General features: G+C 66.8%; 27 protein-coding genes and 2 pseudogenes. 19 read left to right on the top strand and 10 right to left on the bottom strand.

The window, feature by feature from the left end; all coding sequences use genetic code 11:
* Window positions 1-44 precede the first annotated feature (44 nt).
* The 4 genes from mftE (at window position 45) to P6281_RS22275 (ending at window position 4,323) form a co-directional block, all read left to right on the top strand.
* Window positions 45-776, top strand: coding sequence for a mycofactocin biosynthesis peptidyl-dipeptidase MftE (gene mftE / locus P6281_RS22290; protein ID WP_324738522.1), 732 nt, complete (start codon window positions 45-47; stop codon window positions 774-776).
* The gene (mftF, locus tag P6281_RS22285) at window positions 773-2,191 is read left to right on the top strand and encodes a mycofactocin biosynthesis glycosyltransferase MftF (protein WP_014385805.1); all 1,419 of its coding nucleotides are present in this window, start codon (window positions 773-775) and stop codon (window positions 2,189-2,191) included. The genes mftE and mftF overlap by 4 nt, the downstream gene beginning before the upstream one ends.
* Window positions 2,192-2,199: 8 nt before the next feature.
* The gene (gene mftG, locus P6281_RS22280) at window positions 2,200-3,645 is read left to right on the top strand and encodes a mycofactocin dehydrogenase MftG (protein WP_014385804.1); all 1,446 of its coding nucleotides are present in this window, start codon (window positions 2,200-2,202) and stop codon (window positions 3,643-3,645) included.
* Between the two features lie 78 nt (window positions 3,646-3,723).
* Entirely contained in the window at window positions 3,724-4,323 is a 600-nt protein-coding gene (locus P6281_RS22275) for a TetR/AcrR family transcriptional regulator (RefSeq protein WP_170320628.1), read from the top strand.
* Here P6281_RS22275 and P6281_RS22270 read toward each other — a convergent pair.
* Together P6281_RS22270 and P6281_RS26195 are read right to left on the bottom strand one after the other, a co-directional pair.
* The gene (locus P6281_RS22270; RefSeq protein WP_008260825.1) at window positions 4,289-5,551 is read right to left on the bottom strand and encodes a cytochrome P450; all 1,263 of its coding nucleotides are present in this window, start codon (window positions 5,549-5,551) and stop codon (window positions 4,289-4,291) included. The two genes, P6281_RS22275 and P6281_RS22270, sit on opposite strands and share 35 nt — an antisense overlap.
* A 138-nt stretch (window positions 5,552-5,689) precedes the next feature.
* Window positions 5,690-5,896 (bottom strand): annotated as a pseudogene (locus P6281_RS26195) (hypothetical protein); the annotation flags it as partial.
* A gap of 110 nt (window positions 5,897-6,006) precedes the next feature.
* On the opposite strand from P6281_RS26195, the gene rpsJ reads away from it, so the two are divergent.
* The 15 genes and pseudogenes from rpsJ (at window position 6,007) to P6281_RS22195 (ending at window position 17,576) form a co-directional block, all read left to right on the top strand.
* A complete protein-coding gene (gene rpsJ, locus P6281_RS22265; RefSeq protein ID WP_003873519.1) occupies window positions 6,007-6,312 on the top strand; it encodes a 30S ribosomal protein S10 in 306 nt (101 codons plus the stop codon).
* Between the two features lie 14 nt (window positions 6,313-6,326).
* On the top strand, window positions 6,327-6,980 hold the full coding sequence (gene rplC, locus P6281_RS22260; protein WP_008260820.1) for a 50S ribosomal protein L3: 654 nt from the start codon (window positions 6,327-6,329) through the stop codon (window positions 6,978-6,980).
* On the top strand, window positions 6,980-7,651 hold the full coding sequence (gene rplD, locus P6281_RS22255; protein ID WP_009957092.1) for a 50S ribosomal protein L4: 672 nt from the start codon (window positions 6,980-6,982) through the stop codon (window positions 7,649-7,651). Before rplC ends, rplD begins: the two co-directional genes overlap by 1 nt.
* Window positions 7,651-7,953 (top strand): 50S ribosomal protein L23, encoded by a 303-nt coding sequence (gene rplW / locus P6281_RS22250; RefSeq protein ID WP_003873516.1) that lies wholly within the window; start codon window positions 7,651-7,653, stop codon window positions 7,951-7,953. Before rplD ends, rplW begins: the two co-directional genes overlap by 1 nt.
* A gap of 28 nt (window positions 7,954-7,981) precedes the next feature.
* On the top strand, window positions 7,982-8,824 hold the full coding sequence (gene rplB, locus P6281_RS22245; RefSeq protein WP_008260807.1) for a 50S ribosomal protein L2: 843 nt from the start codon (window positions 7,982-7,984) through the stop codon (window positions 8,822-8,824).
* Window positions 8,825-8,853: 29 nt separating this feature from the next.
* Window positions 8,854-9,135 carry a 30S ribosomal protein S19 gene (gene rpsS, locus P6281_RS22240; protein ID WP_009957090.1) on the top strand — a complete coding sequence of 94 codons (282 nt, stop codon included), beginning with the start codon at window positions 8,854-8,856 and terminating at the stop codon, window positions 9,133-9,135.
* A complete protein-coding gene (gene rplV, locus P6281_RS22235) occupies window positions 9,132-9,689 on the top strand; it encodes a 50S ribosomal protein L22 (RefSeq protein WP_009957089.1) in 558 nt (185 codons plus the stop codon). The genes rpsS and rplV overlap by 4 nt, the downstream gene beginning before the upstream one ends.
* A complete protein-coding gene (gene rpsC / locus P6281_RS22230; protein ID WP_008260804.1) occupies window positions 9,689-10,513 on the top strand; it encodes a 30S ribosomal protein S3 in 825 nt (274 codons plus the stop codon). Before rplV ends, rpsC begins: the two co-directional genes overlap by 1 nt.
* Before the next feature lie 3 nt (window positions 10,514-10,516).
* Window positions 10,517-10,933 (top strand): 50S ribosomal protein L16, encoded by a 417-nt coding sequence (rplP, locus tag P6281_RS22225; protein ID WP_008260803.1) that lies wholly within the window; start codon window positions 10,517-10,519, stop codon window positions 10,931-10,933.
* Entirely contained in the window at window positions 10,933-11,166 is a 234-nt protein-coding gene (gene rpmC, locus P6281_RS22220) for a 50S ribosomal protein L29 (protein WP_043955376.1), read from the top strand. The genes rplP and rpmC overlap by 1 nt, the downstream gene beginning before the upstream one ends.
* Window positions 11,166-11,513, top strand: coding sequence for a 30S ribosomal protein S17 (gene rpsQ, locus P6281_RS22215; RefSeq protein WP_008260801.1), 348 nt, complete (start codon window positions 11,166-11,168; stop codon window positions 11,511-11,513). Before rpmC ends, rpsQ begins: the two co-directional genes overlap by 1 nt.
* Window positions 11,514-11,628: 115 nt before the next feature.
* Window positions 11,629-13,989, top strand: a complete 2,361-nt coding sequence (locus tag P6281_RS22210) for an arylsulfatase (protein ID WP_202377575.1) — start codon at window positions 11,629-11,631, stop codon at window positions 13,987-13,989.
* Window positions 13,990-14,057: 68 nt separating this feature from the next.
* Entirely contained in the window at window positions 14,058-14,948 is an 891-nt protein-coding gene (locus tag P6281_RS22205; RefSeq protein ID WP_014942910.1) for a formylglycine-generating enzyme family protein, read from the top strand.
* A 39-nt stretch (window positions 14,949-14,987) separates the two neighbouring features.
* A pseudogene (locus P6281_RS22200) lies at window positions 14,988-16,118 on the top strand (HNH endonuclease signature motif containing protein); the annotation flags it as partial.
* An 18-nt stretch (window positions 16,119-16,136) separates the two neighbouring features.
* Entirely contained in the window at window positions 16,137-17,576 is a 1,440-nt protein-coding gene (locus P6281_RS22195) for a recombinase family protein (protein ID WP_072501373.1), read from the top strand.
* On the opposite strand, the gene P6281_RS22190 is transcribed toward P6281_RS22195, so the two are convergent.
* From P6281_RS22190 to P6281_RS22155, 8 genes are all read right to left on the bottom strand, one after another.
* Window positions 17,573-18,199 (bottom strand): GNAT family N-acetyltransferase, encoded by a 627-nt coding sequence (locus P6281_RS22190; protein ID WP_008260795.1) that lies wholly within the window; start codon window positions 18,197-18,199, stop codon window positions 17,573-17,575. The genes P6281_RS22195 and P6281_RS22190 overlap by 4 nt on opposite strands.
* 606 nt (window positions 18,200-18,805) lie before the next feature.
* Window positions 18,806-19,780: an ImmA/IrrE family metallo-endopeptidase gene (locus P6281_RS22185; protein WP_008260794.1), complete on the bottom strand. Its 975-nt coding sequence runs from the start codon at window positions 19,778-19,780 to the stop codon at window positions 18,806-18,808.
* A complete protein-coding gene (locus tag P6281_RS22180) occupies window positions 19,777-20,367 on the bottom strand; it encodes a hypothetical protein (RefSeq protein ID WP_225325531.1) in 591 nt (196 codons plus the stop codon). The genes P6281_RS22185 and P6281_RS22180 overlap by 4 nt, the downstream gene beginning before the upstream one ends.
* A gap of 203 nt (window positions 20,368-20,570) precedes the next feature.
* The gene (locus P6281_RS22175; RefSeq protein ID WP_008260789.1) at window positions 20,571-21,119 is read right to left on the bottom strand and encodes a hypothetical protein; all 549 of its coding nucleotides are present in this window, start codon (window positions 21,117-21,119) and stop codon (window positions 20,571-20,573) included.
* Window positions 21,120-21,185: 66 nt separating this feature from the next.
* Window positions 21,186-21,392, bottom strand: coding sequence for a hypothetical protein (locus P6281_RS22170; protein ID WP_008260788.1), 207 nt, complete (start codon window positions 21,390-21,392; stop codon window positions 21,186-21,188).
* A 104-nt stretch (window positions 21,393-21,496) separates the two neighbouring features.
* Window positions 21,497-21,907 (bottom strand): hypothetical protein, encoded by a 411-nt coding sequence (locus tag P6281_RS22165; protein WP_041321066.1) that lies wholly within the window; start codon window positions 21,905-21,907, stop codon window positions 21,497-21,499.
* A gap of 308 nt (window positions 21,908-22,215) precedes the next feature.
* Complete coding sequence (locus P6281_RS22160; RefSeq protein ID WP_008260785.1) at window positions 22,216-22,959, bottom strand: hypothetical protein; 744 nt, start codon at window positions 22,957-22,959, stop codon at window positions 22,216-22,218.
* Complete coding sequence (locus P6281_RS22155) at window positions 22,956-23,864, bottom strand: hypothetical protein (RefSeq protein WP_170320627.1); 909 nt, start codon at window positions 23,862-23,864, stop codon at window positions 22,956-22,958. The genes P6281_RS22160 and P6281_RS22155 overlap by 4 nt, the downstream gene beginning before the upstream one ends.
* Window positions 23,865-24,312 lie beyond the last annotated feature (448 nt).

The following is a 24,312-nucleotide window of genomic DNA, read 5'->3' as shown; positions in this document are numbered from 1 at the left end:
GGAAAAAAAGTTATTTTCAAGCTTCAACAATTGGTGCACGCCAGGTGAATTCGTCCTACCATCACCGAGTGCCCGTACTCGGCGAACTAGGAACAGCGACGTCGAGCCAGCTGTCCGGCACGGCGGCATCGGTCATGATTCCGCTGGGTTCGACCGAGCAACACGGGCCGCACCTGCCGCTGGACACCGACACCCGGATCGCGACGGCGGTCGCCCGGCGCGCTCGCGCGCGCCTCGGCGACGGGTGGCTGGTGGCGCCGGCCATCGCCTACGGCGCGAGCGGCGAGCACCAGAGCTTTGCCGGGACGATCTCGCTCGGCACCGAGGCGCTGACGCTGCTGCTGGTCGAGTACGGCAGGTCGGCGGGCACGTGGGCCCGGCGCCTGGTCTTCGTCAACGGCCACGGCGGCAACGTCGCCGCGCTGGGCGCCGCGGTGGCCAGGCTGCGCGCCGAGGGCCGCGACGCCGGGTGGTGCCCCTGTGTGGCCCCCGGCGGTGACGGCCACGCCGGGCATACCGAAACATCGGTGTTGCTGCATATCTCGCCAGCCGATGTCCGGACCGACCGGTGGCGCGCCGGCAACACCGCACCGTTGCCGGAGTTGCTCGGGCCGATGCGCCGCGGGGGAGTCGCGGCGGTCAGCCCGGTCGGCGTGCTGGGCGACCCGACCACCGCCACCGCCGCCGAGGGCGAGCGCATCGTCGCCGAGATGGTCGACGAGTGTGTCCGCCGCGTCGCCCGCTGGGGGCCCGGCCCCGACGGGATGCTGACATGACCTCCTCGGCGCCCCGGCTGCCCGACGGCTTCGCGGTCCAGGTCGACCGCCGCGTGCGGGTGCTCGGCGACGGCTCGGCGCTGCTCGGCGGTTCGCCGACCCGGCTGCTGAAGCTGGCCCCGGCGGCACAGGACATGCTCTGCGACGGCCGGCTGAAGGTGCGCGACGATCTCAGCGCCCAGCTCGCCCGCACCCTGCTGGACGCCACGGTCGCCCATCCCAGGCCCGCCGGCGGGCCGTCGCACCACGACGTGACCGTGGTAATCCCGGTGCGCAACAACCTTTCTGGCGTGCGCCGGCTGGTGAGCTCGCTGCGCGGGCTGCGCGTCGTCGTGGTCGACGACGGCTCGTTCAACGCCGTCGAGCCCGAAGACTTCGTCGGCGCGCACTGCGACATCGAGGTGTTGCGCCACCACCGCAGCAAGGGCCCGGCGGCGGCCCGCAACACCGGGCTGGCGGCCTGCCGGACGGACTTCGTGGCGTTCCTGGATTCCGACGTCGCGCCGCGCCGGGGCTGGCTGGAGGCCCTGCTCGGTCACTTCTGCGACCCCACCGTCGGCCTGGTCGCGCCGCGCATTGTCGGCCTGTCGCACAACGAGAACGTGGTGGCCCGCTACGAGGCCGTGCACTCCTCGCTCGACCTCGGTGAGCGCGAGGCCCCGGTGTTGCCCCACAGCACGGTGTCGTATGTCCCCAGCGCGGCCATCATCTGTCGCTGCTCGGCCATCCGGGAGGTTGGCGGGTTCGACGAGACATTGCAGTCCGGCGAGGACGTCGACCTGTGCTGGCGGCTGATCGAGTCGGGCGTCCGGCTGCGTTACGAGCCGATCGCGCTGGTGGCCCACGACCACCGCACCGAATTGCGGGATTGGCTCGCGCGCAAAGCGTTTTACGGCGGCTCGGCCGCCCCGCTGTCGGTGCGCCACCCGGACAAGACGGCGCCGGTGGTGATCTCCGGCTGGGCGCTGATGACCTGGACGCTGATGGCCTTCGGGTCCACGCTGTCGCGGCTGGCGTCCATCGTGCTGGCCGTCCTGACGGGGCGGCGCATCGCGCGGGCGATGCGCAGCGCGGAGACGTCGATGGCCGATGTCGCCATGATCGCGGGCCGCGGCCTGTGGTCGGCGGCGCTGCAGCTGGCGTCGGCGCTGTGCCGGCACTACTGGCCGCTTGCGCTGATGGCCGCGACCATGTCGCGGCACTTCCGGCGGGTGGTACTGGTCGCGGCCGTCATGGACGGGGTGGTCGACTGGCTGCGCCGCCGGGACGCCGTCGGCGACGACGTCGAACCGATCGGGCTGCCGACCTATCTGGTGCTCAAGCGCGTCGACGACCTGGCGTACGGCCTCGGGTTGTGGTGGGGTGTGCTACGGGAGCGCAACGTGCGCGCCCTGAAACCCCAGATCCGCAGTTAGCCGCCGCCTTGACCGCAGCCGTCTCGCACAGCGATGTGCTGATCGTCGGGGCCGGCAGTGCTGGATCGGTTGTCGCCGAACGCCTTTCCGCCGACGCGGACCGCACGGTCACCGTCCTCGAGACGGGCCCCGCCCTCGACGATCCGGGCCTGCTCGCCCAGACCGCCAACGGTCTGCAGCTGCCGATCGGCGTCGGCAGCCCCCTGGTCCGGCGCTATCAGACCCACCTCACCGACGAACCCGTCCGCCAGCACCCCCTGGTGCGGGGGGCCACGGTGGGCGGATCGGGAGCCATCAACGGCGGCTACTTCTGCCGCGGATTGCCCCGCGACTTCGACCGCATCGGCCTACCGGGCTGGGGATGGTCCGAGGTGCTGGACAGCTTCCGGGCCATCGAGACCGACCTGGACTTCGACGGTCCCGCCCACGGCGACAGCGGCCCCATCCTGGTGCGCCGCACCCACGAGATGACGGGAACCACGGAGCGTTTCATCACCGCCGCCCAGCGCGCCGGATTCGGCTGGATCGCCGACCTCAACGACGTTGCGGCTGAACCAATTTCGGGGATAGGCGCCGTCCCGCTCAACATCGTCGACGGCGTGCGCAGGGGGTCCGGCACCGCGTATCTCATCCCGGCGCTGAGCCGGCCGAACCTGCGCCTGCACGCGCGGACCCGGGCGGTGCGGCTGCGCTTCGCCGGGAGCGTCGCGGTGGGCGTGGACGCGATCGGGCCGGACGGCCACACCGTGTTCACTGCCGACCGAATCGTGTTGTGCGGCGGCGCCATTGAAACGGCGCATCTCCTCATGCTCTCGGGCATCGGCGACCCCGACGCGCTGGCGGCCGCCGGGGTGCCGGTGGTCGCGGCGCTGCCGGTGGGGGCGTCGTTCAGCGATCACGCCGAGTGGGTGCTGCCCACCGACTGGACGGTGGCCCCCGGGCGCCCGGTGCTCGAGGTGGTGCTGAGCACGGCCGACGGCCTCGAGATCAGGCCGTACACCGGTGGATTCGTGGCGATGACCGGCGACGGCACCGCCGGGCACGCCGATTGGCCGCACATCGGGGTGGCCCTCATGCAACCGCGCGCGCGGGGCCGCATCACGCTGGTCTCGCCGGATCCCGACGTGGCGCCGCGCATCGAGCACCGCTACGACAGCGAGCCCGACGACGTCGCGGACCTGCGCCGGGGCATCGACTTGGCCCACGAATTGGCCGGCAGCACAATCGGTTCCGCGACGGCGGTCTGGTCCACCTCGCAGCATCTGTGCGGCACCGCGCCGATGGGTGTCGACGGCGACCCGCGGGCCGTCGTCGACCCCCTGTGCCGGGTCTACGGCATCGACAACCTGTGGGTGATCGACGGCTCGGTCCTGCCCACGATCACCAGCCGCGGTCCGCACGCCACCATCGTGATGATCGGGCACCGGGCGTCAGAATTCGTTTCGACCCGATAGTCTCGTCTCAGACAGGAGGTGGTCGCCATTACCGCCGGGACGACCGACCCGCGCCCCGCGAGGTCGCGGGCCAGGCTGCTGGACGCCGCCGTCACGCTGCTGCGGGCCGGGGGTCCCAGCGCGGTGACGGTCGACGCGGTCACCCGCACCGCCAACGTGGCCAGGGCGACCCTGTATCGCCACTTTCCGAGCGGAAACGACTTGCTGGCAGCGGCTTTCAACAGCCTGATACCGGCGTCACCGACCCCGCCGGCCGAGGGATCGCTGCGGGACCGGCTGGTCGCGGTGGTGTTGGCCCAGGCCGAATCCGTGGCCCACGCGCCCACCCTCATGACGGCGATGTCCTGGCTGGCGCTGGGGCGTGACCTGGAGGGGCTGCCCGAACCCCGGCACAGCGCCAATGCCGACAGCGCGGCGATCACCACCCTGCGCGAGCGGATCGCTCAGCAGTACGCGGAGCCGTTCGACGTCATCTTCGACAGCCCGGAGGCCGCCGAGCTGGGCGAGGTGGACCGATCCCGGGCGATCGCCATGCTCATCGGACCCCTGGTGCTCGGCCGCCTGTCCACCCTGCCCGATTTCGACTACCGCGAATGCGCGCTGGCGGCGGTCGACGGCTTCCTCCACGTCCAGACCAATCGGGCTAACGCAGCGAATACCGAATCGGCAGGTGCTTGAGACCACCCACGAACGTGGTGGCGACGAGTTCGGGTTCCCCGGCGCACTCGACGGACTCCAGCCGGGGCAACAGTTCGGTGAAAAAGCTGTTCACCTCCATGCGGGCCAGCGCGGCCCCCAGGCAGAAGTGCACGCCGTAGCCAAAGGCCAAGTGCTTGTTGGGGTCTCGGCCGACATCGAACCGGAACGGGTCGTCGAACACGTCCTCGTCGCGGTTCGCCGACACGTAGGACAGATACACCGATTCGCCCGCGGCGATCGGCACCCCGCGAACGGCGGTGTCGGCGACCGCGGTGCGCATGAACTCTTTGACCGGCGTCACCCAGCGGATCATCTCCTCGGTCGCCAGCGGCATCAGTGCGGGGTCGGCGGTCAACCGGGCGCGCTGGTCGGGGTTTTCGATCAGCGCCTGCAGCCCGCCGGCGATGGTGGCGCTCGTGGTGTCGTGCCCGGCGGTCGCGATGATGACGTAGTAGGAGGCCGTGTCGACGTCCGACAGCGGCTCGCCGTCGACGCGCGCGTTGGCGATCGCCGACGCCAGGTCGTCGGTGGGGTGGGCCCGCCGCGCCGCGGTGAGATCGCTGAAGTAGCCGAAGAAGTCGAGCAGGATCTGCATCTGCTCCTCGGGCGTGGTGCCCCGCTTGAACTCCTCGTCGTCGCCGCCGAACAGTTCCTGGGTGAGTCTGAGCATGCGCGGGAAATCCGATTCCGGCAGGCCCAGCAGCGACAAGATCACGTACAGCGGGTAGTTCACGGCGACCTCCTGCACGAAATCGCATTCGCCGCCCGCGGCCATCATCTTGTCGACGTAGCTCTTGGCCAGCTCGTCGACCCTGACCTTCAGCGCGCGCATGGCCTTGGGGCGAAACCAGTCGGCACCGATCGCGCGCACCACCTGGTGCCGGGGGTCGTCCATGTGGATCAGGGTGCGCAGGCCCATCCCGGCGTCCAGCTGGGCGCGCGCGAAGTCGTCGGCCTCGGCGGGGGCCAGCAGCGGCCGCGGCTCGTTGAGGAACAGGTCGTTGGCCCGCTCGATCTCCATGACGTCGGCGTGCTTGGTGATCGCCCAGAACGGCCGGTACGGCGGACAGTCGACCAACGACACCGGTGCGTGCGCGCGCAGGTGCGCCAGCGCCGCATGCAGCCGCGGCTCGTCGGCGTACGCGATGGGGTCGGCGAACACCTTGACGGCCTGCGCGGTTTCCGGATCGACGGTCGGTGTGCTCATGGCACTAGTCTTGGCCTCGGCACCGGCCATCTCAAGGCCTCTGACCTGGGCGTTAGCGTCGCGTAGCGACGGCGTCCGGGCCGGGCGTGACGGATTGGGCCCGGGATCTCGCCCGAATTTTGTTCGGGCCCCGATCTAGGGCATACTGTTCAGGTTGCCTTGAGCCGGGTTTGCGCCTGGTCGGGCATACGACCAGCGTCCAAACGGGCGCGTCCGGTCCCATCCTTCGAGTGCGACGAATTTCGATCGTGAAATCGGCGCGCCGAGGCCGCGTGAGGGTGACACACCCGACCGCGGGGGCCGGTGGACCACGACAGGTAAACAGCGGCGCACTATCCGGCGCAACGCTCGATCGGCCAACATCGGCCGGCCCGATCGGCGCGCCGGTGGCACTGAGGACATGGATTATTTGAGCCCGGAAACCGGGCCTCAACAGGAGCGAGGGTAGGAGAAGCGTGGCGGGACAGAAGATCCGCATCAGGCTTAAGGCCTACGACCATGAGGCTATCGACGCGTCGGCGCGCAAGATCGTCGAGACCGTCGTCCGCACGGGTGCCAGCGTCGTAGGGCCGGTGCCGCTGCCGACCGAGAAGAATGTGTATTGCGTCATCCGCTCTCCGCACAAGTACAAGGACTCGCGGGAGCACTTCGAGATGCGCACGCACAAGCGGCTGATCGACATCCTCGACCCGACGCCGAAGACCGTTGACGCGCTGATGCGCATCGACCTTCCGGCCAGTGTCGACGTCAACATCCAGTAGGGGGTTACAGAGCAATGGCGCGTAAGGGCATTCTCGGTACCAAGCTGGGCATGACGCAGGTATTCGACGAGAACAACAGGATTGTGCCGGTGACGGTCGTCAAGGCCGGGCCGAACGTGGTGACCCGCATCCGCACGCCGGAGCAGGACGGCTACAGCGCCGTGCAGCTGGCGTACGGCGAGATCAGTCCGCGCAAGGTCAACAAGCCGGTGACCGGTCAGTACGCGGCCGCGGGCGTCAACCCGCGCCGGTTCTTGGCCGAGCTGCGGCTGGACAACCCGGACGCGGCGGCGGAATACCAGGTCGGCCAGGAGCTGACGGCCGAGATCTTCACCGACGGCAGCTACGTCGACGTCACCGGAACCTCCAAGGGGAAGGGCTTCGCGGGCACCATGAAGCGCCACGGTTTCCGTGGTCAGGGCGCCAGTCACGGTGCCCAGGCGGTGCACCGTCGCCCGGGTTCCATCGGTGGTTGCGCCACCCCCGCCCGCGTGTTCAAGGGCACGCGGATGGCGGGCCGGATGGGTAACGACCGGGTGACCGTCCAAAACCTGTTGGTGCACAAGGTCGATACCGAGAACGGCGTGCTGCTGATCAAGGGTGCGGTCCCCGGCCGCACCGGTGGACTCGTGGTGGTCCGCAGCGCGGTCAAACGAGGTGAGAAGTGATGGCAGCACAAGGTTCCAAGACGCTCAAGATCGACGTCAAGACACCGGCCGGCAAGGTCGAAGGCTCGATCGAGTTGCCGGCCGAATTGTTCGACGCCCCGGCCAATATCGCGCTGATGCACCAGGTCGTCACCGCCCAGCGGGCGGCGGCGCGCCAGGGCACGCACTCGACCAAGACGCGCGGCGACGTCAGCGGCGGTGGCCGTAAGCCCTACCGGCAGAAGGGAACCGGCCGCGCCCGGCAGGGTTCCACGCGGGCCCCGCAGTTCACCGGCGGTGGCGTCGTGCACGGCCCCAAGCCGCGTGACTACAGCCAGCGCACGCCCAAGAAGATGATCGCCGCGGCGTTGCGCGGTGCGCTGTCCGACCGGGCGCGCAACGGGCGCATCCACGCGGTCACCGAAATCGTCGCCGGCCAGACCCCGTCGACCAAGAGCGCCAGGGCGTTCCTGGGCACGCTGACCGAGCGCAAGCAGGTGCTGGTCGTGATCGGACGCAGCGACGAGGCGGGCGCCAAGAGCGTGCGCAACCTTCCCGGTGTGCACATCCTGACACCCGGCCAGCTCAACACCTATGACGTGCTCCGCTCCGACGACGTGGTGTTCAGCGTGGAGGCCCTCAACGCCTACATCAGCGCCAACACCGGTACTCCCGAGGAGGTTTCGGCCTGATGGCGACCGTCACTGACCCCCGCGACATCATCTTGGCCCCGGTCATCTCGGAGAAGTCCTATTCGCTCCTCGATGACAACGTGTACACGTTCGTGGTGCACCCCGATTCGAACAAGACGCAGATCAAGATCGCCATCGAGAAGATCTTCTCCGTCAAGGTCGCATCGGTGAACACCGCGAACCGGCAGGGTAAGCGCAAGCGCACCAGGACCGGGTTCGGCAAGCGCAAGAGCACCAAGCGGGCCATCGTCACGCTGGCGCCGGGTAGCAAGCCGATCGATCTGTTCGGGGCACCGGCCTAGCCGCCGCGAGAGGAAGACCTGATTAGACATGGCAATTCGTAAGTACAAGCCGACGAGCCCCGGCCGTCGCGGCGCAAGCGTGTCCGATTTCTCCGAGGTCACCCGTTCCACCCCGGAGAAGTCGTTGGTTCGGCCGCTGCACGGCCACGGTGGGCGTAACGCGCACGGCCGCATCACCACCCGCCACAAGGGTGGCGGCCACAAGCGCGCCTACCGGGTGATCGACTTCCGTCGCAACGACAAGGACGGCGTCAACGCCAAGGTCGCCCACATCGAATACGACCCCAACCGGACCGCCAACATCGCGTTGCTGCACTTCCTGGACGGCGAGAAGCGCTACATCATTGCGCCGCAGGGACTTTCGCAGGGCGACGTGGTGGAGACGGGTCCGAACGCGGACATCAAGCCGGGCAACAACCTGCCGCTGCGCAACATCCCGGCCGGTACCGTGATCCACGCCGTGGAACTGCGGCCGGGCGGTGGCGCCAAGCTGGCGCGGTCGGCCGGCGCGAGCATTCAGTTGCTCGGTAAGGAGGGCACCTACGCGTCGCTGCGTATGCCCAGCGGCGAGATCCGTCGCGTCGACGTGCGTTGCCGCGCCACCGTCGGCGAGGTGGGCAACGCCGAGCAGGCGAACATCAACTGGGGGAAGGCCGGCCGCATGCGGTGGAAGGGCAAGCGCCCTTCGGTCCGTGGTGTGGTCATGAACCCGGTGGATCACCCGCACGGTGGTGGTGAGGGCAAGACCTCCGGTGGTCGCCACCCGGTGAGCCCGTGGGGCAAGCCCGAGGGCCGCACCCGCCATCCGAACAAGGCCAGCAACAAGCTCATCGTGCGACGCCGGCGTACCGGCAAGAAGCACGGTCGCTGAGGAACCCCAGGACCAGGAGTAGTCAGCACATGCCACGCAGCCTGAAGAAGGGCCCGTTCGTCGACGGCCACCTGCTCAAAAAGGTGGACGCGCAGAACGAGAAGAACACCAAACAGGTGATCAAGACATGGTCGCGCCGTTCGACGATCATTCCTGACTTCATCGGCCACACGTTCGCTGTCCACGACGGACGCAAGCACGTCCCGGTGTTCGTCACCGAGTCGATGGTCGGCCACAAGCTTGGTGAATTCGCCCCCACCCGCACCTTCAAGGGACACATCAAGGACGACCGGAAGGCCAAACGGCGATGACCACGACTGAATTTCCCTCGGCGGTGGCCAAAGCGCGCTTCGTGCGGGTGTCGCCGAGAAAGGCGCGACGGGTGATCGACCTGGTGCGCGGCCGCTCGGTGGCCGACGCGCTCGACATCCTGCGCTGGGCGCCGCAGGCCGCCAGCGAGCCGGTGGCCAAGGTGATCGCCAGCGCCGCGGCCAACGCGCAGAACAACAACGGGCTGGACCCGTCGACCCTGGTGGTCGCCACCGTCTACGCCGACGAGGGCCCCACCGCCAAGCGCATCCGGCCGCGCGCCCAGGGCCGCGCGTTCCGGATTCGCAAGCGCACCAGCCACATCACGGTCGTGGTGGAGAGCCGCCCGGCCAAGGACCAGCGGTCGGCGAAGTCGACCCGGGCCCGCCGCGCCGAGGCGAGCAAGGCCGCCGCCAAGAAGGCCCCGGCCACCAAGGCGCCGGCCAGCAAGGCACCCGCCAAGAAGGCCGCGGCAAAAGCGCCCGCGAAGAAGGCCGCACCGAAAGCCGAAGCCAAGACGTCTGAGACTTCTGACGCGAAGGGAGGCTCAGACTAGTGGGCCAGAAGATCAATCCGCACGGCTTCCGGCTGGGCATCACGACCGACTGGAAGTCCCGCTGGTACGCCGACAAGCAGTACTCGGACTACGTCAAGGAAGACGTCGCGATCCGGCGGCTGCTGTCGACCGGCCTGGAGCGGGCCGGGATCGCCGACGTGGAGATCGAGCGCACCCGCGACCGCGTCCGGGTGGACATCCACACCGCGCGTCCGGGCATCGTCATCGGCCGCCGCGGCACCGAGGCCGACCGGATCCGCGCCGACCTGGAGAAGCTGACCGGCAAGCAGGTCCAGCTCAACATCCTCGAGGTCAGAAACCCTGAGTCCCAAGCGCAATTGGTGGCCCAGGGCGTCGCCGAGCAGCTGAGCAACCGCGTGGCGTTCCGCCGGGCGATGCGCAAGGCCATCCAGTCGGCGATGCGCCAGCCCAACGTCAAGGGCATCCGCGTGCAGTGCTCCGGCCGTCTCGGCGGCGCCGAGATGAGCCGCTCGGAGTTCTACCGCGAGGGCCGGGTGCCGCTGCACACGCTGCGCGCCGACATCGACTACGGCCTGTACGAGGCCAAGACCACCTTCGGCCGGATCGGCGTGAAGGTGTGGATCTACAAGGGCGACATCGTCGGTGGCAAGCGCGAACTGGCCGCCGCCGCTCCCGCGGGCGCCGAGCGTTCCCGCCGCGAGCGCCCGTCGGGCACCCGCCCGCGCCGCAGTGGCGCCTCAGGCACCACGGCCACCAGCACCGAGGCCGGCCGGGCCGCCAGCGCCGAAGAGGGCGCCGCGGCCGCCGCACCCGCTGCAGAACCGCAAAGCACGGAGAGCTGAATCATGTTGATTCCACGCAGAGTTAAACACCGCAAGCAGCACCACCCCCGCCAGCGCGGTATCGCCAGCGGCGGCACGGCGGTGAACTTCGGCGACTACGGCATCCAGGCCCTGGAGCACGCGTACGTCACCAACCGGCAGATCGAGTCCGCTCGTATCGCCATCAACCGGCACATCAAGCGTGGCGGCAAGGTGTGGATCAACGTGTTCCCCGACCGCCCGCTGACCAAGAAGCCCGCGGAAACCCGGATGGGTTCGGGTAAGGGTTCGCCGGAGTGGTGGGTCGTCAACGTCAAGCCGGGCCGGGTGCTGTTCGAGCTCAGCTACCCCAACGAGCAGATCGCCCGTGCGGCGCTCACCCGCGCGATCCACAAGTTGCCGATCAAGGCGCGCATCGTGACTCGAGAGGATCAGTTCTGATGGCAGTGGGAATTTCGCCGGGCGAACTGCGCGAGCTCACCGACGAGGAGCTGAGCGAGCGGTTGCGCGAGTCCAAGGAAGAGCTGTTCAACCTGCGCTTCCAGATGGCGACCGGCCAGCTCACCAACAACCGCCGGCTTCGCACCGTGCGTCAGGAGATCGCGCGCGTCTACACCGTGCTGCGCGAACGAGAACTGGGCCTGGCTTCCGGGCCGGATGGTAAGGAATCGTGATGGCAGAAGCCAAGAAGGCCGCCCCCAAGAAGGCCGCCGCAGCCCAAGCCGCGTCGAAGGACAAGGGCCCCAAGCACACTCCCGCGAACCCGAAGGTGCGTGGCCGCCGCAAGATGCGCATCGGTTACGTGGTGAGCGACAAGATGCAGAAGACCATCGTGGTCGAACTGGAAGACCGCGTCCGTCACCCGCTGTACGGCAAGATCATCCGGACCACCAAGAAGGTCAAGGCGCACGACGAGAACAGCGCCGCCGGGATCGGCGACCGCGTCTCGCTGATGGAGACGCGCCCGACGTCGGCGACCAAGCGCTGGCGGCTCGTCGAGATTCTGGAAAAGGCGAAGTAAGGCATCGAGCGACATCGAAACGCCCGGGACGTGATCGTCTCGGGCGTTTTGCTACCCGCACGTAACGCCGCTGCGAAAAAACGCGGAAAGTTCGCGGCCACGTTACGCTCGGCGCATGTCCACTGACTCGCGAGCCTTCAACGGCAAGATCGAGCTCGATATCCGCGATTCCGAACCGGATTGGGGTCCCTACGCCGCGCCGACCGCGCCGCAGGATGCACCGAACGTCCTCTATCTGGTTTGGGATGACACCGGCATCGCGACCTGGGACTGCTTCGGCGGCCTGGTCGAGATGCCGGCCATGTCGCGCATCGCCGAACGCGGCGTCCGGCTTTCGCAGTTTCACACCACCGCGCTGTGTTCGCCGACCCGGGCGTCGCTGCTCACCGGGCGCAATGCCACGACCGTCGGCATGGCCACCATCGAGGAGTTCACCGAGGGCTTCCCCAACGCCAACGGTCGCATCCCGTTCGACACCGCCCTGCTGTCCGAGGCCCTCGCCGAGGCGGGATACAACACCTACTGCGTGGGCAAGTGGCACCTGACGCCGCTGGAGGAATCGAACCTGGCGTCGACGAAGCGGCACTGGCCGCTCTCGCGCGGCTTCGAACGGTTCTACGGGTTCCTGGGCGGGGAGACCGACCAGTGGTATCCCGACCTGGTGTACGACAACCATCCGGTCAGCCCGCCGGCCACCCCGGAGGACGGCTACCACCTGTCAAAGGACCTCGCCGACAAGACGATCGAATTCATCCGCGACGCCAAAGTGATTGCGCCGGAAAAGCCGTGGTTCTCCTACGTGTGCCCCGGCGCCGGGCACGCGCCGCATCACGTCTTCAAGCAATGGGCCGACCACTACGCCGGCCGTTTCGACATGGGCTACGAGCGCTACCGGGAGATCGTGCTGGAGCGGCAGAAGTCGATGGGCATCGTGCCGGGCGACACCGAACTGTCGCCGGTCAACCCGTACCTCGACGTGAAGGGTCCCGACGGCCAGGAGTGGCCCCTGCAGGACACGGTGCGACCCTGGGATTCCCTGAATGACGACGAGAAGAGGCTGTTTTCCCGGATGGCCGAGGTGTTCGCCGGGTTCCTGAGCTACACCGACGCCCAGATCGGCCGGATCCTGGACTATCTCGAGGAATCGGGTCAGCTCGACAACACCATCATCGTGGTGATCTCCGACAACGGCGCCAGCGGCGAGGGCGGGCCCAACGGATCGGTCAACGAGGGCAAGTTCTTCAACGGCTACATCGACACGGTCGAAGAAAGCATGAAGCTGTTCGAGCATCTCGGCGGGCCGCAGACCTACAACCACTACCCGATCGGGTGGGCGATGGCATTCAACACGCCCTACAAGCTCTACAAGCGCTACGCCTCCCACGAGGGCGGGATCGCCGACACCGCAATCATCTCCTGGCCCAACGGGATTGCCGCGCACGGCGAGGTCCGCGACAACTACGTCAACGTCTGCGACATCACGCCGACCGTCTACGACCTGCTCGGCCTGACGCCGCCGCAAACCGTCAAGGGCATCGCACAGAAACCACTGGACGGCGTGAGTTTCAAAGCGGCACTTGACGATCCGAAGGCCACCACCGGCAAAAGCACCCAGTTCTACACCATGCTGGGTACCCGCGGGATCTGGCACGAGGGCTGGTTCGCCAACACCGTGCACGCGGCCACACCGGCCGGCTGGTCGCATTTCGACGCCGATCGCTGGGAGCTGTTCCACATCGAGGCCGACCGCAGCCAGTGCCACGACCTCGCGGCCCAAAAGCCGGAGAAACTCGAGGAACTCAAGGCGTTGTGGTTCTCGGAGGCCGCCAAGTACAACGGGCTGCCCCTCTCGGATTTCAACATCCTGGAGACCCTGGGGCGCTCGCGGCCGTATCTGGTCGGCGAACGGTCCAGCTACGTCTACTATCCCGATTGCGCGGACGTGAGCATCGGCGCGGCCGCCGAGATCCGCGGCCGCTCGTTTTCGGTGCTGGCCGAGGTGACCATCGATACCACCGGCGCCGAGGGTGTGCTGTTCAAGCAGGGCGGCGCGCACGGCGGGCACGTGTTGTTCATCCAGGACGGGCGGCTGCATTACGTGTACAACTTCCTCGGCGAGCGCCAGCAGGAGGTCTCCTCGGCGCAGGCCGTGCCGTTGGGCAGGCATCTGTTCGGCGCCAGCTATTCGCGGACCGGCACGGTCGAAAACAGTCATACGCCGCTGGGTGACGTGACGCTGTTCATCGATGACGAGGTTGTCGGCACGCTCGCCGGGGTGAGCACCCACCCCGGCACCTTCGGGTTGGCGGGCGCCGGCATCACCGTCGGTCGCAACGGCGGGTCGGGTGTGTCCAGTCGCTTCAAGGCGCCGTTCGCGTTCACCGGCGGGACCATCGCACAGGTCACCGTCGACCTGTCCGGCCGGCCCTATCGGGACGTGGAAACCGAGATCGCGCTGGCCTTTTCGCGCGACTGACGCGGCCGCGCGAGCGAGCGCCGGCGACGCCTGGATCGATCGAGCAGGGTTCGTCATACCCTGGACTGGTGCTGAGCGAACTGGTCGACCTCCCCGGCGGGTCATTCCGCATGGGCTCGACCAGCTTCTACCCGGAAGAGGCGCCGATCCATACGGTCACCGTGGGTCCCCTTGCGGTGGAACGGCACCCGGTGACCAATGCGCAGTTCGCCGAATTCGTCGACGCCACCGGGTATCTCACGGTGGCCGAGCAACCGATCGACCCGGCGCTGTACCCCGGTGCGGATCCCGACGATCTGTGCCCGGGCGCAATGGTTTTCCGGCCGACGCCGGGGCCGGTGGACCTGCGTGACTGGCGACAGTGGTGGCGGTGGGTGCCGGGCGCGAGCTGGCGTCATCCGTTCGGGCCCGACAGCGACGTGGCCGACCGCGGCGATCACCCGGTGGTGCAGGTCGCCTACCCCGACGCGGCCGCCTACGCGCGCTGGGCGGGGCGGCGGCTGCCGACCGAGGCCGAGTGGGAGTACGCGGCCCGCGCCGGAAGCACCACGACGTACTCGTGGGGTGACGAGGTCACCAGCGATGGCCGGCTGATGGCCAACACCTGGCAGGGCAGCTTCCCCTACCGCAATGACGGGGCGCTCGGCTGGGTGGGGACCTCGCCGGTCGGCACGTTTGCGCCCAACGCGTTCGGCCTTATCGACATGATCGGCAACGTCTGGGAATGGACCGCCACCGAATTCTCGCCGCACCACCGGCTCGATTCGGCGCCCAAGGCCTGCTGCACCCCGCCGGGCCCCGCCGACCCATCCGTCAGCCAGACGTTGAAGGGCGGCAGCCACCTGTGCGCGCCGGAGTACTGCCACCGATACCGGCCGGCGGCCCGGTCCCCGCAATCGCAGGACTCCGCGACCACCCACATCGGGTTTCGCTGCGTGGCGGATTCGCGGTCAGGCTAGGCCGGGCGGTTGTCGGTTGCCTGTGGCATAGTCGAACGTATGTTCGATGAGGTGCGGCGGCGTGCGGTGATCGCGGAGCTTGATGAGCTCGTTGAGCGGTGTCATCCGTCGTCGACGCGGGAGTCGGCGGCGTTGTTGGAGCACCTCGGGGTTGTGGCGCGGGTGGAGAATCGGGCGGCCGCGGCGCAGTTGGTGGCGATCGGGGAGTTGTTTGCTTACCGGCTCTCGCGCTGTGCGGAGACCGAGGAGTGGGCGGTGGACACCGAGGCGGCGGTGGCTGCGGAGGTGGGCGCGCAGTTGCGGATCGGCCAGGGGTTGGCCGCGAGTCGGGTGCGCTATGCCCGGGCGATGCGGGAGCGGTTGCCGCTGGTGGGGGCGGTGTTTGGCGCGGGGGATATCGATTATCGGATGTTTCAGACGATCGTGTTCCGCACGGATCTGATTACCGACCTCGAGGTGTTGCGTTCGGTGGACGCGGTGTTGGCGGCCAATGTGGGCCGGTGGCCGTCGTTGAGTCAGGGCCGGTTGGCGGCCCAGGTCGACAAGGTCGTGGCCAAGGCTGATGTGGATGCGGTGCGGCGGCGCCAGGAGCGCGCGGCCGGCCGGCAGGTGTGGATGGCCGACATGGGTGATGGGCTGGCGCATCTGGAGGCCACCCTGTATGCCCCGGATGCCCATGCCCTGGATCGGCGCCTGGATGGGTTGGCGGCCACGGTGTGTGCCCATGACCCACGGACTCGCGAGCAGTGCCGCGCTGATGCGTTGGGGGCGTTGGCCGCCGACGCCGATCGGCTGGGGTGTCGCTGCGGGCGCGCGGATTGTGCGGCCGGGGGGCGGGCCGCGGGCCCGGTGACTGTCCATGTGATCGGCGAACACGCGGTGCTGGAGGGTCGCGCATCCACTCCGGGTGTCGAGGTCGGCGCCGAGGGATTGATTCCGCCGGAGGTGCTCGCCGAGCTGGCGGCCTCGGCCACACTGGTGCCGTTGACCCATCCCGCCGATGCGCCACCCGAGGCGGGGTATGTGCCCTCGCGGGCGCTGGCTGATTTTGTGCGGTGTCGGGATCTGACGTGTCGCTGGCCCGGCTGTGATCGCCCGGCCACCGCCTGCGATGTGGACCACACCATCCCCTACGCCGCCGGCGGGCCCACGCACGCGTCGAAGCTGAGATAATGTTAAACTACCCTCATGTCACGCCGGAAAGCCACTGCTCAGCGAGTTGGTGTTCAGTCGGCCGCGGTCTACGCACGTATCTCTGCTGACGTTGAGGGCGCCGGGTTAGGGGTGGCGCGCCAGTTGGAGGATTGCCGCAAGCTGGCCGCCGATCGCGGCTGGCCAGTCGGTGATGAGTACGTCGATAATGATGTGTCGGCCTTCTCTGGTAAACCGCGCCGCGAGTACGCACGGATGCTGGCCGATCTGGAGTCGGGTGCGCGCGATGCGGTGCTCGTCTACAACTTGGATCGGTTGCATCGCCGCCCGGTGGAGCTGGAAGAGTTCGTCGCGTTGTGTGAATCGGTAGGAGTGCGCGACGTGGCCACCGTGACCGCCGATATCGATCTGGGCAATGATGACGGGTTGTTCATGGCCCGGATTTTCGCCGCGTTCGCCGCCAAAGAGTCCGGACGCAAATCCGCACGCATCCGCCGCAAGATGTTGCAGAACGCCGAACAAGGACGCCCGCACGGCTCGGTGCGCCCGTTCGGGTACGAACCCGACAAGATCACCGTGCGCAGCGAGGAGGCTGCCGTGGTGCGTGAGATGGTGGACCGGTATCTGGCGGGGGCCTCGATCCGCTCATTGACCATGTGGCTCAACGATTCCGGGATCGCGCCTGCGGCATCGAAATCGTGGCGGACCTCGGCGGTGCGCCAAATCCTATGCTCGGGTCGCGTGGCGGGACTGCGCGAGCATCACGGCCAGGTGATCGGTGAGGCCGCGTGGCCAGCGATCATCAGCCCCATGCAGCGCGATCAGGTGTTAGCCCGCATGACCGCGCGGGCGCTGACCAAGACCCGCGCCCCGCGCACCTACCTGCTGTCGGGATTGCTGCGCTGCGGCCGGTGCGGCAACCGGTTGTATTCCCAAGCCCGCCATGTCAATCCCGAGAACCGGGTGCGCCGCTATGTGTGTCTGAGCGGCCCGGATCAGGGCGGCTGCGGCCGCTTGACGGTCGTGGCTCAACCCGTCGAGGACCTTCTCACGGACGCGGTGCTGACCCGGTTGGACTCTCCGGCACTGGCCGATGCACTAGTGGGGAAATCCAGCGTGGATGCCAATGTCGCAGAGTTGTCGGTTCAGCTCGACGCCGACACCGCCCGTTTGGATGAGCTGGCCGCGCTGTATGCGGACGGTGCCGTGACCGCGCGGGAGTGGATCGCCGCCCGTGACCCCATCACCGCCCGCATCGCCCAAACGCGTAAAGCGATCGCCGCGGCCACCGACACCGCAGACGTCAACGAACTCGCGGGCACCGGACACCTGCTCCGCGAGCAATGGGACAGCTTGGACATCGACCGCCAACAAGCGGTCATCAAGTCCGTGCTCGGTCACGCCGTGATCGCCCCGGGTACTCCCGGCGCACGCAGCCTCGACATCAACCGCGTCCATCCGCATTGGCGCATCTAGGTCAATCCGGTGACGAAGAGTCGGTCGCTGCCGGTTGGCTTTATCAGGGTGGGGAAGCCCATTACTTCGGTGAGGTTGAGCGCCTGGTCCGTTTCGAGTACTTCGAACCCGCACCGTTCGTAAAACGTTGGCAGGGCGGGCCGGTCAGCATGGAACTCACCGTAAAGGACGAGATATCCCGACTGGCGCGCAATGTCGGTCCCTACCCTGACTAGCCGCGATCCGATGCCCGTGCCGTGCACGGTTGGATCGACCGCTAGGACACCTAGTTTTGCGACGTGAAATAAGAACGCGGCATTCTGGCCATTGAATTGCGGTCCTCGTTGCAGCAGCGCTGGGGGCGGCCCGAGAAGCAACAGCCCCACTGTTTTTGCACCGCTTCGCGCCGACAGGACCAGAGTTCGCGCGCAGAGGCTGTCGAACATGTTGGCGTACTGGTTGATTGATCGCGCGTGCTTAATCCCCCCTCGTAGTGCGTGACTTAAGACGCCCGACTCCTTTGCCTCAGCGAGGTCTTCGCCCAGCGCACTGCCGGGCCCAATTCCAGCAAGTATTTGCCACCGTTCCAGGTCCTCAATTTCCGCGATACTGGCGTCCTGGATGCCGATCTTCTTCCTCGCCACCGATGTCACCTTTCCTTTGCGTCAAGCATGCTGGGAGTGATCGCCCGTGCCGCTTCGGCTTTGGCTGCGGATGCTAGCGGTTGCCTCCGACATGTCCGCCAAACGCATTTCGTTGAGCAGTCGCGACACGAATGCTGGTGAGCGGCCTCAGCTATCCTTGGCGCTACAGCCTGAGCGCCGCCGCGGCTGTCGGGGTGTCCACCTCGGTGACGCACCCGATGGTGGGTGTGCTTTCGTTCCCCGGCGCACCGCCACCGTGTGCCTGGGTCTGCTGAGCGGTCAAGGCCTAGCTCCGGTCGGTCGAACCACTGTTCGAACTCGGACAGCCCGCCTGCCCCATTGGAGCGGACAGTAGACGAATCGGTCAGCGCACGGAATCTGGCCTAATACAACCCTTTCCCTGGCCACAAGCGCATCCCGTTTCTGGACCTTGCGCGGGCAGTCTTCTTGAGTCTTGGCGCGCTGCATGACACCGGTATGAGGTCTACTGGTTCTCCTGAAATGGATCTTCCGGTGACCGGAGTGAAAAACTGAAGTGCCCCATAGCTTCATTGAACGCCGGCCTTGATTTGCCGGGGATTGACTATCGGGCTGTCGCCATCGTGTTTACGCTAGCCGAAGGTGGCTCCAGTTCACGACTGCAGCAAGGTGTTTGGGATTGATTCCGAGGCGTTTCGCAACGTCCTGCGTGCCTCCGTGGACCTCAACGAGGCGCTGAAATAGTGTTCCTGTCGCAGGTTTGAATTCGCCGGGCTCGGTTCGGCGCCACTTCGACATCTGGATTTGTAGGGCACGGTAGCGAGCATCGTCGATGTAGTCGAGTTCGTGTGCGCGGTAGATGATCGCGGCCACTGACATGCCCCATGAACTCTTCAACTGAATGAAGTCGGCCAACTTGGGCTTATCGATCATCGCGGCGTCGAAATCTGCACGCGGAAACAGCAGTGCACCTGCAAACTGATTCGCTTCGCTTTCCACGGAATCGTGACGACGATCGTGAAATATCAAGTGGCCGCATTCGTGTCCCAAACTGAACCGGAACCTATCGCCCGGAACTGCGGGATTGAGACCGATGACCGGTACACCATTCACCCACGCGGACAAGCCGTCTAGCCCGGGAAGGCTAGGAATCGGCACAAGACAGATCCCCGCGCGTTCGACGAGCGCGGTCAGATTGCGGATGGGCCCCGATTCCTCCTGGCCCAGCACAGCACGGATGTCGCCGGCCAGTTCCTCGATTTCATCGGGGCCGGCCCCTGGCCCATGTCGGTGCAGGAGAATATCGGGGGCCTTCGGCGTGACGTTAAGCAACTCGCCGAAGACTTCGCCGGCCAACCGGAGAAGCTCCTTGGCCCGCTTCTTTGCCGCAACCGATGTCGACGCTCGGGCCCGATGAATGGGTTCGGACATGTCAGGCAAGCTCAGTCGATCATTGCGGTAACCCAGGGCCGCGAGATCGCCTCCGAAGCTTCGGCGACCGCTTTCGATCGCTGACACCATTGGTACCGACAGGCCGAGAATCTCTGCGAGGTCGCCCTGGTTGAGCCCTTCGATGTCGCGGAATGCTCGCAGCCTGTTCACAGGCCGTCTGCCTCCCCGAAGTCCAAATCCTCGCCGAGGTCATCGAACGGATCGTTCTCGCCTTGGTCAAATTTCAAGTCGCCGCCACCGTCTGGCGGCGAATCGGCCGCGAAGGGCCAGAATCCAACGTGGTCCAATTCTCCTGCGGGTACCAGTCGCTGCCGATTGACCATCCGCTTGGTTGCACAGGCCCACAGTCGCATGCCGCCCCGTTCGAAGGTGTAGGCGAGCAGCTTGGGGTGTCCGCTACGATTCTGGCGCGGTGGTTCGAACAAGACAAGTTGTTCGGCCCCGGAAAGGGCTTCCTCAATGTCGATCGCGGCCTTGCTGCGGATCAGGTAGGAATCTCGCGTGCTCATGTCGGTGACTTGCACGCGTCCCGATTCCATGTATTCCTGGTGCAGCGCGAATTGATCCGACTGAGCAATCTGCGCCTGGGCGATTGAGCGGAATCGATGCGACTTATCCATCCGGGTGGGCGGTGAACCCCATTCCGCGGTGAAGGTCCGCGCATCGGCGGCCGCACCGACGTATGCCGCTAATAGGATCTGGGCGAAAGCATCGACCTCGTGCCGCTCTAGCTGCATGCTGTACATACTACATTGCTTGTAGAAATTTTACTGCGAATGTTGCATCGTGTCGGTGACGCGCCAGCGGCTCCATCCACCGTCAGGTGGAGTTACCGCTACTTCGCTCGGCCGGGAGACGGGCAGCGATTCGGTATGAACTTTAATCCGCTTGCATACCATCGAGTTCAACGGAGAGATCCCAGTTCGGCTGGCGTGGGTGCTCACCATTTGACGAGTTCTGGGTGGGTTGCCCATATTTGGGGTAGCGACAGTTCCCCGAAGGGGGTGACCGCGAACGGCATGGTGACCCTCGTATTGCCTGTGCCGGGATCGAAGTGTGGCGACACGATTTCCAGGCTGGAGCCGCGTCGTTGCGGTGCGGCGTACAGGGTGAACTCGTAGCCGTCATAGGAGCGGCCGACGAGCGTGTAGCCGTCTCCGACCGGGGGTAGTCCCAGGGTGGCGGTCCATCCCCACATCCGCCACAGTTGTTGCAGCCGCTCACATACCGTTGAGGCGTCCCATTCTCCGCCGGGGTAGAACACATATCCCACGGTGAAGCCCAGGTTGTTACCGTGCGTTGTCGGTTGGGCGTGGTCCATCCATTGTGACCATTCCGTGCCCACACGCGCGCGGGGTAGGTGCAGGAACACCCGCTGTTGGTCGGGCAGGTCGCGCAGTGTGTCCGCCATATATTTGATCAATTCTTCTCGAATCACCCGCCCGCTGTCGGGCGGCACGCCGTCACCATTGTGTGTCCCAATGTCCACCTCGACCTCGTTTCTTTTGCGACGGAAGTCCCAGCGTTGTGCCCGCAAAGGACAGCCCACCAATCATCAATTATGTTGCCGCACACCATCTCTATGCGCGACCTGGCCCAGGAATGCATCGTCGAATCGGTAACCGGTCGGGCCGAACTCGAACCCTCGTCCGCTGCCTTGGTCATAGCAGTACACCCCGCCGTTGCGCAGGGAGCGACAGGTGAGCATGGCGGCACCCAGCGATCCGTACGTGGCGGTTTGGCCGGCATCGAGCACCTCCATCGACAAGGGCGCACCGAGTGGCCCGTCGGCGCACACCGACTGTGGGCCCCTCGCCCGCGCGTAGCGCCACGATGGCGCCGTACCACTTGCTCTCGCACAACGGGTTAGCGCTCACGGCTTGACGGCGCAGACCGTCTGCGAGTTGGCAGCGCACCGACGGCCTCGAACCGGCCGGTGGCCTCGCACACCACACCGGCCGTGGCAAACCATGAGGATCCCGCCAGTGGGGCCGGGTTCTCCAAACGGTCACCGGTGAACTCGCGCACCTGCCCAGCCGCCTGCCACAGCGCCCATCCGGCCACCAGCACGCCCGCCGCAGTAGCTGCCAGCTTGGTCGCACCCTTGACCACGGACCCCCCCGCACCCCACCCGCTGCGCCGACCGTCGATGACCTGGGCAGCTCGCAGGGCGTCCTGCTGGCCCAAGCGTGGGGCCGCCGCTCGGCGCCGCTGCACGTACGGCGGCACCCTGCGGCCGTTGCAGTCGGTGTAGCCGCTGATCGGTACCAACCTCATGCTCGGCATCGTGCACGTGCACACCGACAACCTTCCGTGCTCCGTTAATACGCCGTCACGTGATCGAGCCCGCTGAAGCCGGCCTGGCCTTTGCTGATCAGCTAGTCACGAGGAATATCGAGTTGGCTTAGTGCAAGGCCAGCGGCTGGAGGCTGCGGTTCGTCAAATGTTGTGTCAGCCATGCTGGTCGCCCTTCCTTATTTGACGGCACAGCCGTCTCAAGTCACCGCAGAGCGACCGCACGTCAAAATAAAGACGAAAGATGCTCGAAGGTGGCAGCAAATTATGTTGATAGAGGGGTCCTAATGTCAGCGTGGCGCGAACGCGACGTGCTGGCGAAGCAGAACCCGCACCCGGGCCGGAACTAGCCGGGGCGGGCTGACGATCATCCGTCCCGCTGCCCGAGCTGCGTCTTTGCGCTCACCGAACTTGGTGACAGCGGGATCATGCATCCGCCACGGCGAAGCGCGGTACTTCGGTTGCGACGCAACGATCTCCAGCATCGTCTCGATGTCCTTCACGTCGCGGTCGGAGTGCCGCACTGTCCATGCCAGCATCTTCATCACGAACGCGGCCTCAACGTCGGGAAGCGGGACTTCGAATTCCAGATAGGTGCCGTCGGTGAGCCGCGCTGTGACCGCGACCTGGATCGGCGGTGACGCCAGCGCCAGGCGCAATCCGGGCGCCCCGTCAAAGGCCCGTTCCCCGAGGTATCGCTTGCCCGCCTTGGCCTCGGTGGGTACCAGGAGATCGACCGCCTGCCCACCGAGCTCGTATCGGTTTCCGCTGGTGTCCGTGTAGCCCAGCGCAGTGAGCTGGTCGTGCAAGTCGCCGGCGACAGCTACCTGCTCGTCAATTCCGGTATCGGCATCGGAGGTCACCCGCGGGATTCCCGGCACGTCATAGACATGACGTAGCAGCCGCACCATGTGGCCGCCGATGACGCGGTAATCCAGGTCAGCGGCTACGGTGAACACGTCGTGCAGCGCGCGCATCCCGTTGTCATCGGCCACGGCGGTGCACGCGACGATGACCGATACCGCGCCGGTCACCGGCCCGCGATCCAGTCGTCGAGTCGTTGCAGGGCGCCGTCACCAGCATCAGCACCGGCGTTCATATCCTGCAGGACAACCACCGGGTCTGCGGTGATGATGTCGGAATGCTGCACATCGGTGAGCTGGTTCCACCACGCGGCGGTCGCCCACACCGTCGAGTCGGCAGGAACACGTACGGTCAAGGTTGCTTCCTCAGCGGTGGCTTGCACCAGACCGAAGTCGGTGAGGTCGATCAGCTCCTGGGCGTAGACCAGGCCGTGTCTCGGCACCCGCCACGGCGCCAGCACGTCGGCGGCGACCTCACCGCCGGCGATCACCGGCACGGTCAGCTCTGCGCCGAGCCGGATCGCGCTGCGGACCTGGTCGGTGACGGGGTCCATCCCGTACCAGTAGGTCTCAACGACTCCGTCATCGGCTGGCACTGACGCCAGCTCGACGAGCGACTCCCGACGAGCGTCGGGCGCCATGGGGGTATCTGGCAGCGGCTCCTTCTCGACCATCTTCGATACCGCCTGCTGGCTGACGGCGATGGCCGCGGCGAGGTCGCTTTGGCGCAGGTGCTCGCGGGTGAGCACGCAGACCCGCTCGGCCGCGCGCCGCCGCCAGCTACGTTCGCCTGCGCCTCGGTGTGGGCGCGCCCCCACGGGGGCACGATAGGTCGTCCCGGAGAGCACCAGTTCGCCGGTGCTGGCGACGCTGAGGTCCACGTTAGTGTCGGCCAGCAGAGCTGAACGTGCCTCCTCGGATATGGTTTCGCAGATGAGGAAGATCCGGTGGCCGGGGCGGCGATCGCGGCCCAGCACGGATGCTGGTGACGACACTCGGTCGGCCAGGACGAGTTCGGCGGTGACCGCGTGGTTGCCATCGCGGTAGGTGATGCTGCGGGCATCGCCTGTGACCACCGGCACTCCGGCTTCGACCAGGCGTGCAGGCACCGACGTAGGACGCATTTCTTTACTCTAACACCGAGGGAAAGTCAAACAACTATATTTGCGGATGGGGGCACACAGTTGTTTGACTGGTACTGCGGAAGGCGGGTATAATTGGGTTCCCCGACGATGGCTGCGCTGCTTCGTCTACGCGCCGGGTCTTTCTAGTCCATCAGGCCGGGTCTTTCTAGTCCATCAGGTAGACCATCTCGGGTCTTGGCTTCGGTGTCGTATCCAGCGACCTTGGCATGTGGCGCTCGTGCACCACGAGCGCCCGTCGCGGTGGCAAAACTGGGGCGTCGGGTCGGGTATCGGGGTGGTAGCTCATCGCACACTGTCCCGGGCGACCCGGATAACTGGCCAGTGCGCATCGCGTAGTGAACCGGTCGCTGAATCACGGCTGTCCTGTTGCCTGGTCGCA

Source organism: Mycobacterium sp. 5-140-3-2 (genome assembly GCF_035666375.1).
Taxonomy (GTDB): Bacteria; Actinomycetota; Actinomycetes; order Mycobacteriales; family Mycobacteriaceae; genus Mycobacterium; species Mycobacterium intracellulare.
The sequence above is the reverse complement of the archived record's forward strand: the minus strand, read 5'-3'. Positions and strand labels throughout refer to the sequence as shown.

What these genes read in the sequence shown, in the direction of transcription:
- mftF (WP_014385805.1), top strand. Translation starts at nt 773, where the DNA reads ATGACCTCCTCGGCGCCCCGGCTGCCCGACGGCTTCGCGGTCCAGGTC.
- P6281_RS22270 (WP_008260825.1), bottom strand. Translation starts at nt 5,551, where the DNA reads ATGAGCACACCGACCGTCGATCCGGAAACCGCGCAGGCCGTCAAGGTG.
- rplC (WP_008260820.1), top strand. Translation starts at nt 6,327, where the DNA reads ATGGCGCGTAAGGGCATTCTCGGTACCAAGCTGGGCATGACGCAGGTA.
- rplD (WP_009957092.1), top strand. Translation starts at nt 6,980, where the DNA reads ATGGCAGCACAAGGTTCCAAGACGCTCAAGATCGACGTCAAGACACCG.
- rplW (WP_003873516.1), top strand. Translation starts at nt 7,651, where the DNA reads ATGGCGACCGTCACTGACCCCCGCGACATCATCTTGGCCCCGGTCATC.
- rplB (WP_008260807.1), top strand. Translation starts at nt 7,982, where the DNA reads ATGGCAATTCGTAAGTACAAGCCGACGAGCCCCGGCCGTCGCGGCGCA.
- rpsS (WP_009957090.1), top strand. Translation starts at nt 8,854, where the DNA reads ATGCCACGCAGCCTGAAGAAGGGCCCGTTCGTCGACGGCCACCTGCTC.
- rplV (WP_009957089.1), top strand. Translation starts at nt 9,132, where the DNA reads ATGACCACGACTGAATTTCCCTCGGCGGTGGCCAAAGCGCGCTTCGTG.
- rplP (WP_008260803.1), top strand. Translation starts at nt 10,517, where the DNA reads ATGTTGATTCCACGCAGAGTTAAACACCGCAAGCAGCACCACCCCCGC.
- rpmC (WP_043955376.1), top strand. Translation starts at nt 10,933, where the DNA reads ATGGCAGTGGGAATTTCGCCGGGCGAACTGCGCGAGCTCACCGACGAG.
- rpsQ (WP_008260801.1), top strand. Translation starts at nt 11,166, where the DNA reads ATGGCAGAAGCCAAGAAGGCCGCCCCCAAGAAGGCCGCCGCAGCCCAA.
- P6281_RS22210 (WP_202377575.1), top strand. Translation starts at nt 11,629, where the DNA reads ATGTCCACTGACTCGCGAGCCTTCAACGGCAAGATCGAGCTCGATATC.
- P6281_RS22195 (WP_072501373.1), top strand. Translation starts at nt 16,137, where the DNA reads ATGTCACGCCGGAAAGCCACTGCTCAGCGAGTTGGTGTTCAGTCGGCC.
- P6281_RS22180 (WP_225325531.1), bottom strand. Translation starts at nt 20,367, where the DNA reads ATGCAGCTAGAGCGGCACGAGGTCGATGCTTTCGCCCAGATCCTATTA.
- P6281_RS22170 (WP_008260788.1), bottom strand. Translation starts at nt 21,392, where the DNA reads ATGGAGGTGCTCGATGCCGGCCAAACCGCCACGTACGGATCGCTGGGT.
- P6281_RS22165 (WP_041321066.1), bottom strand. Translation starts at nt 21,907, where the DNA reads ATGAGGTTGGTACCGATCAGCGGCTACACCGACTGCAACGGCCGCAGG.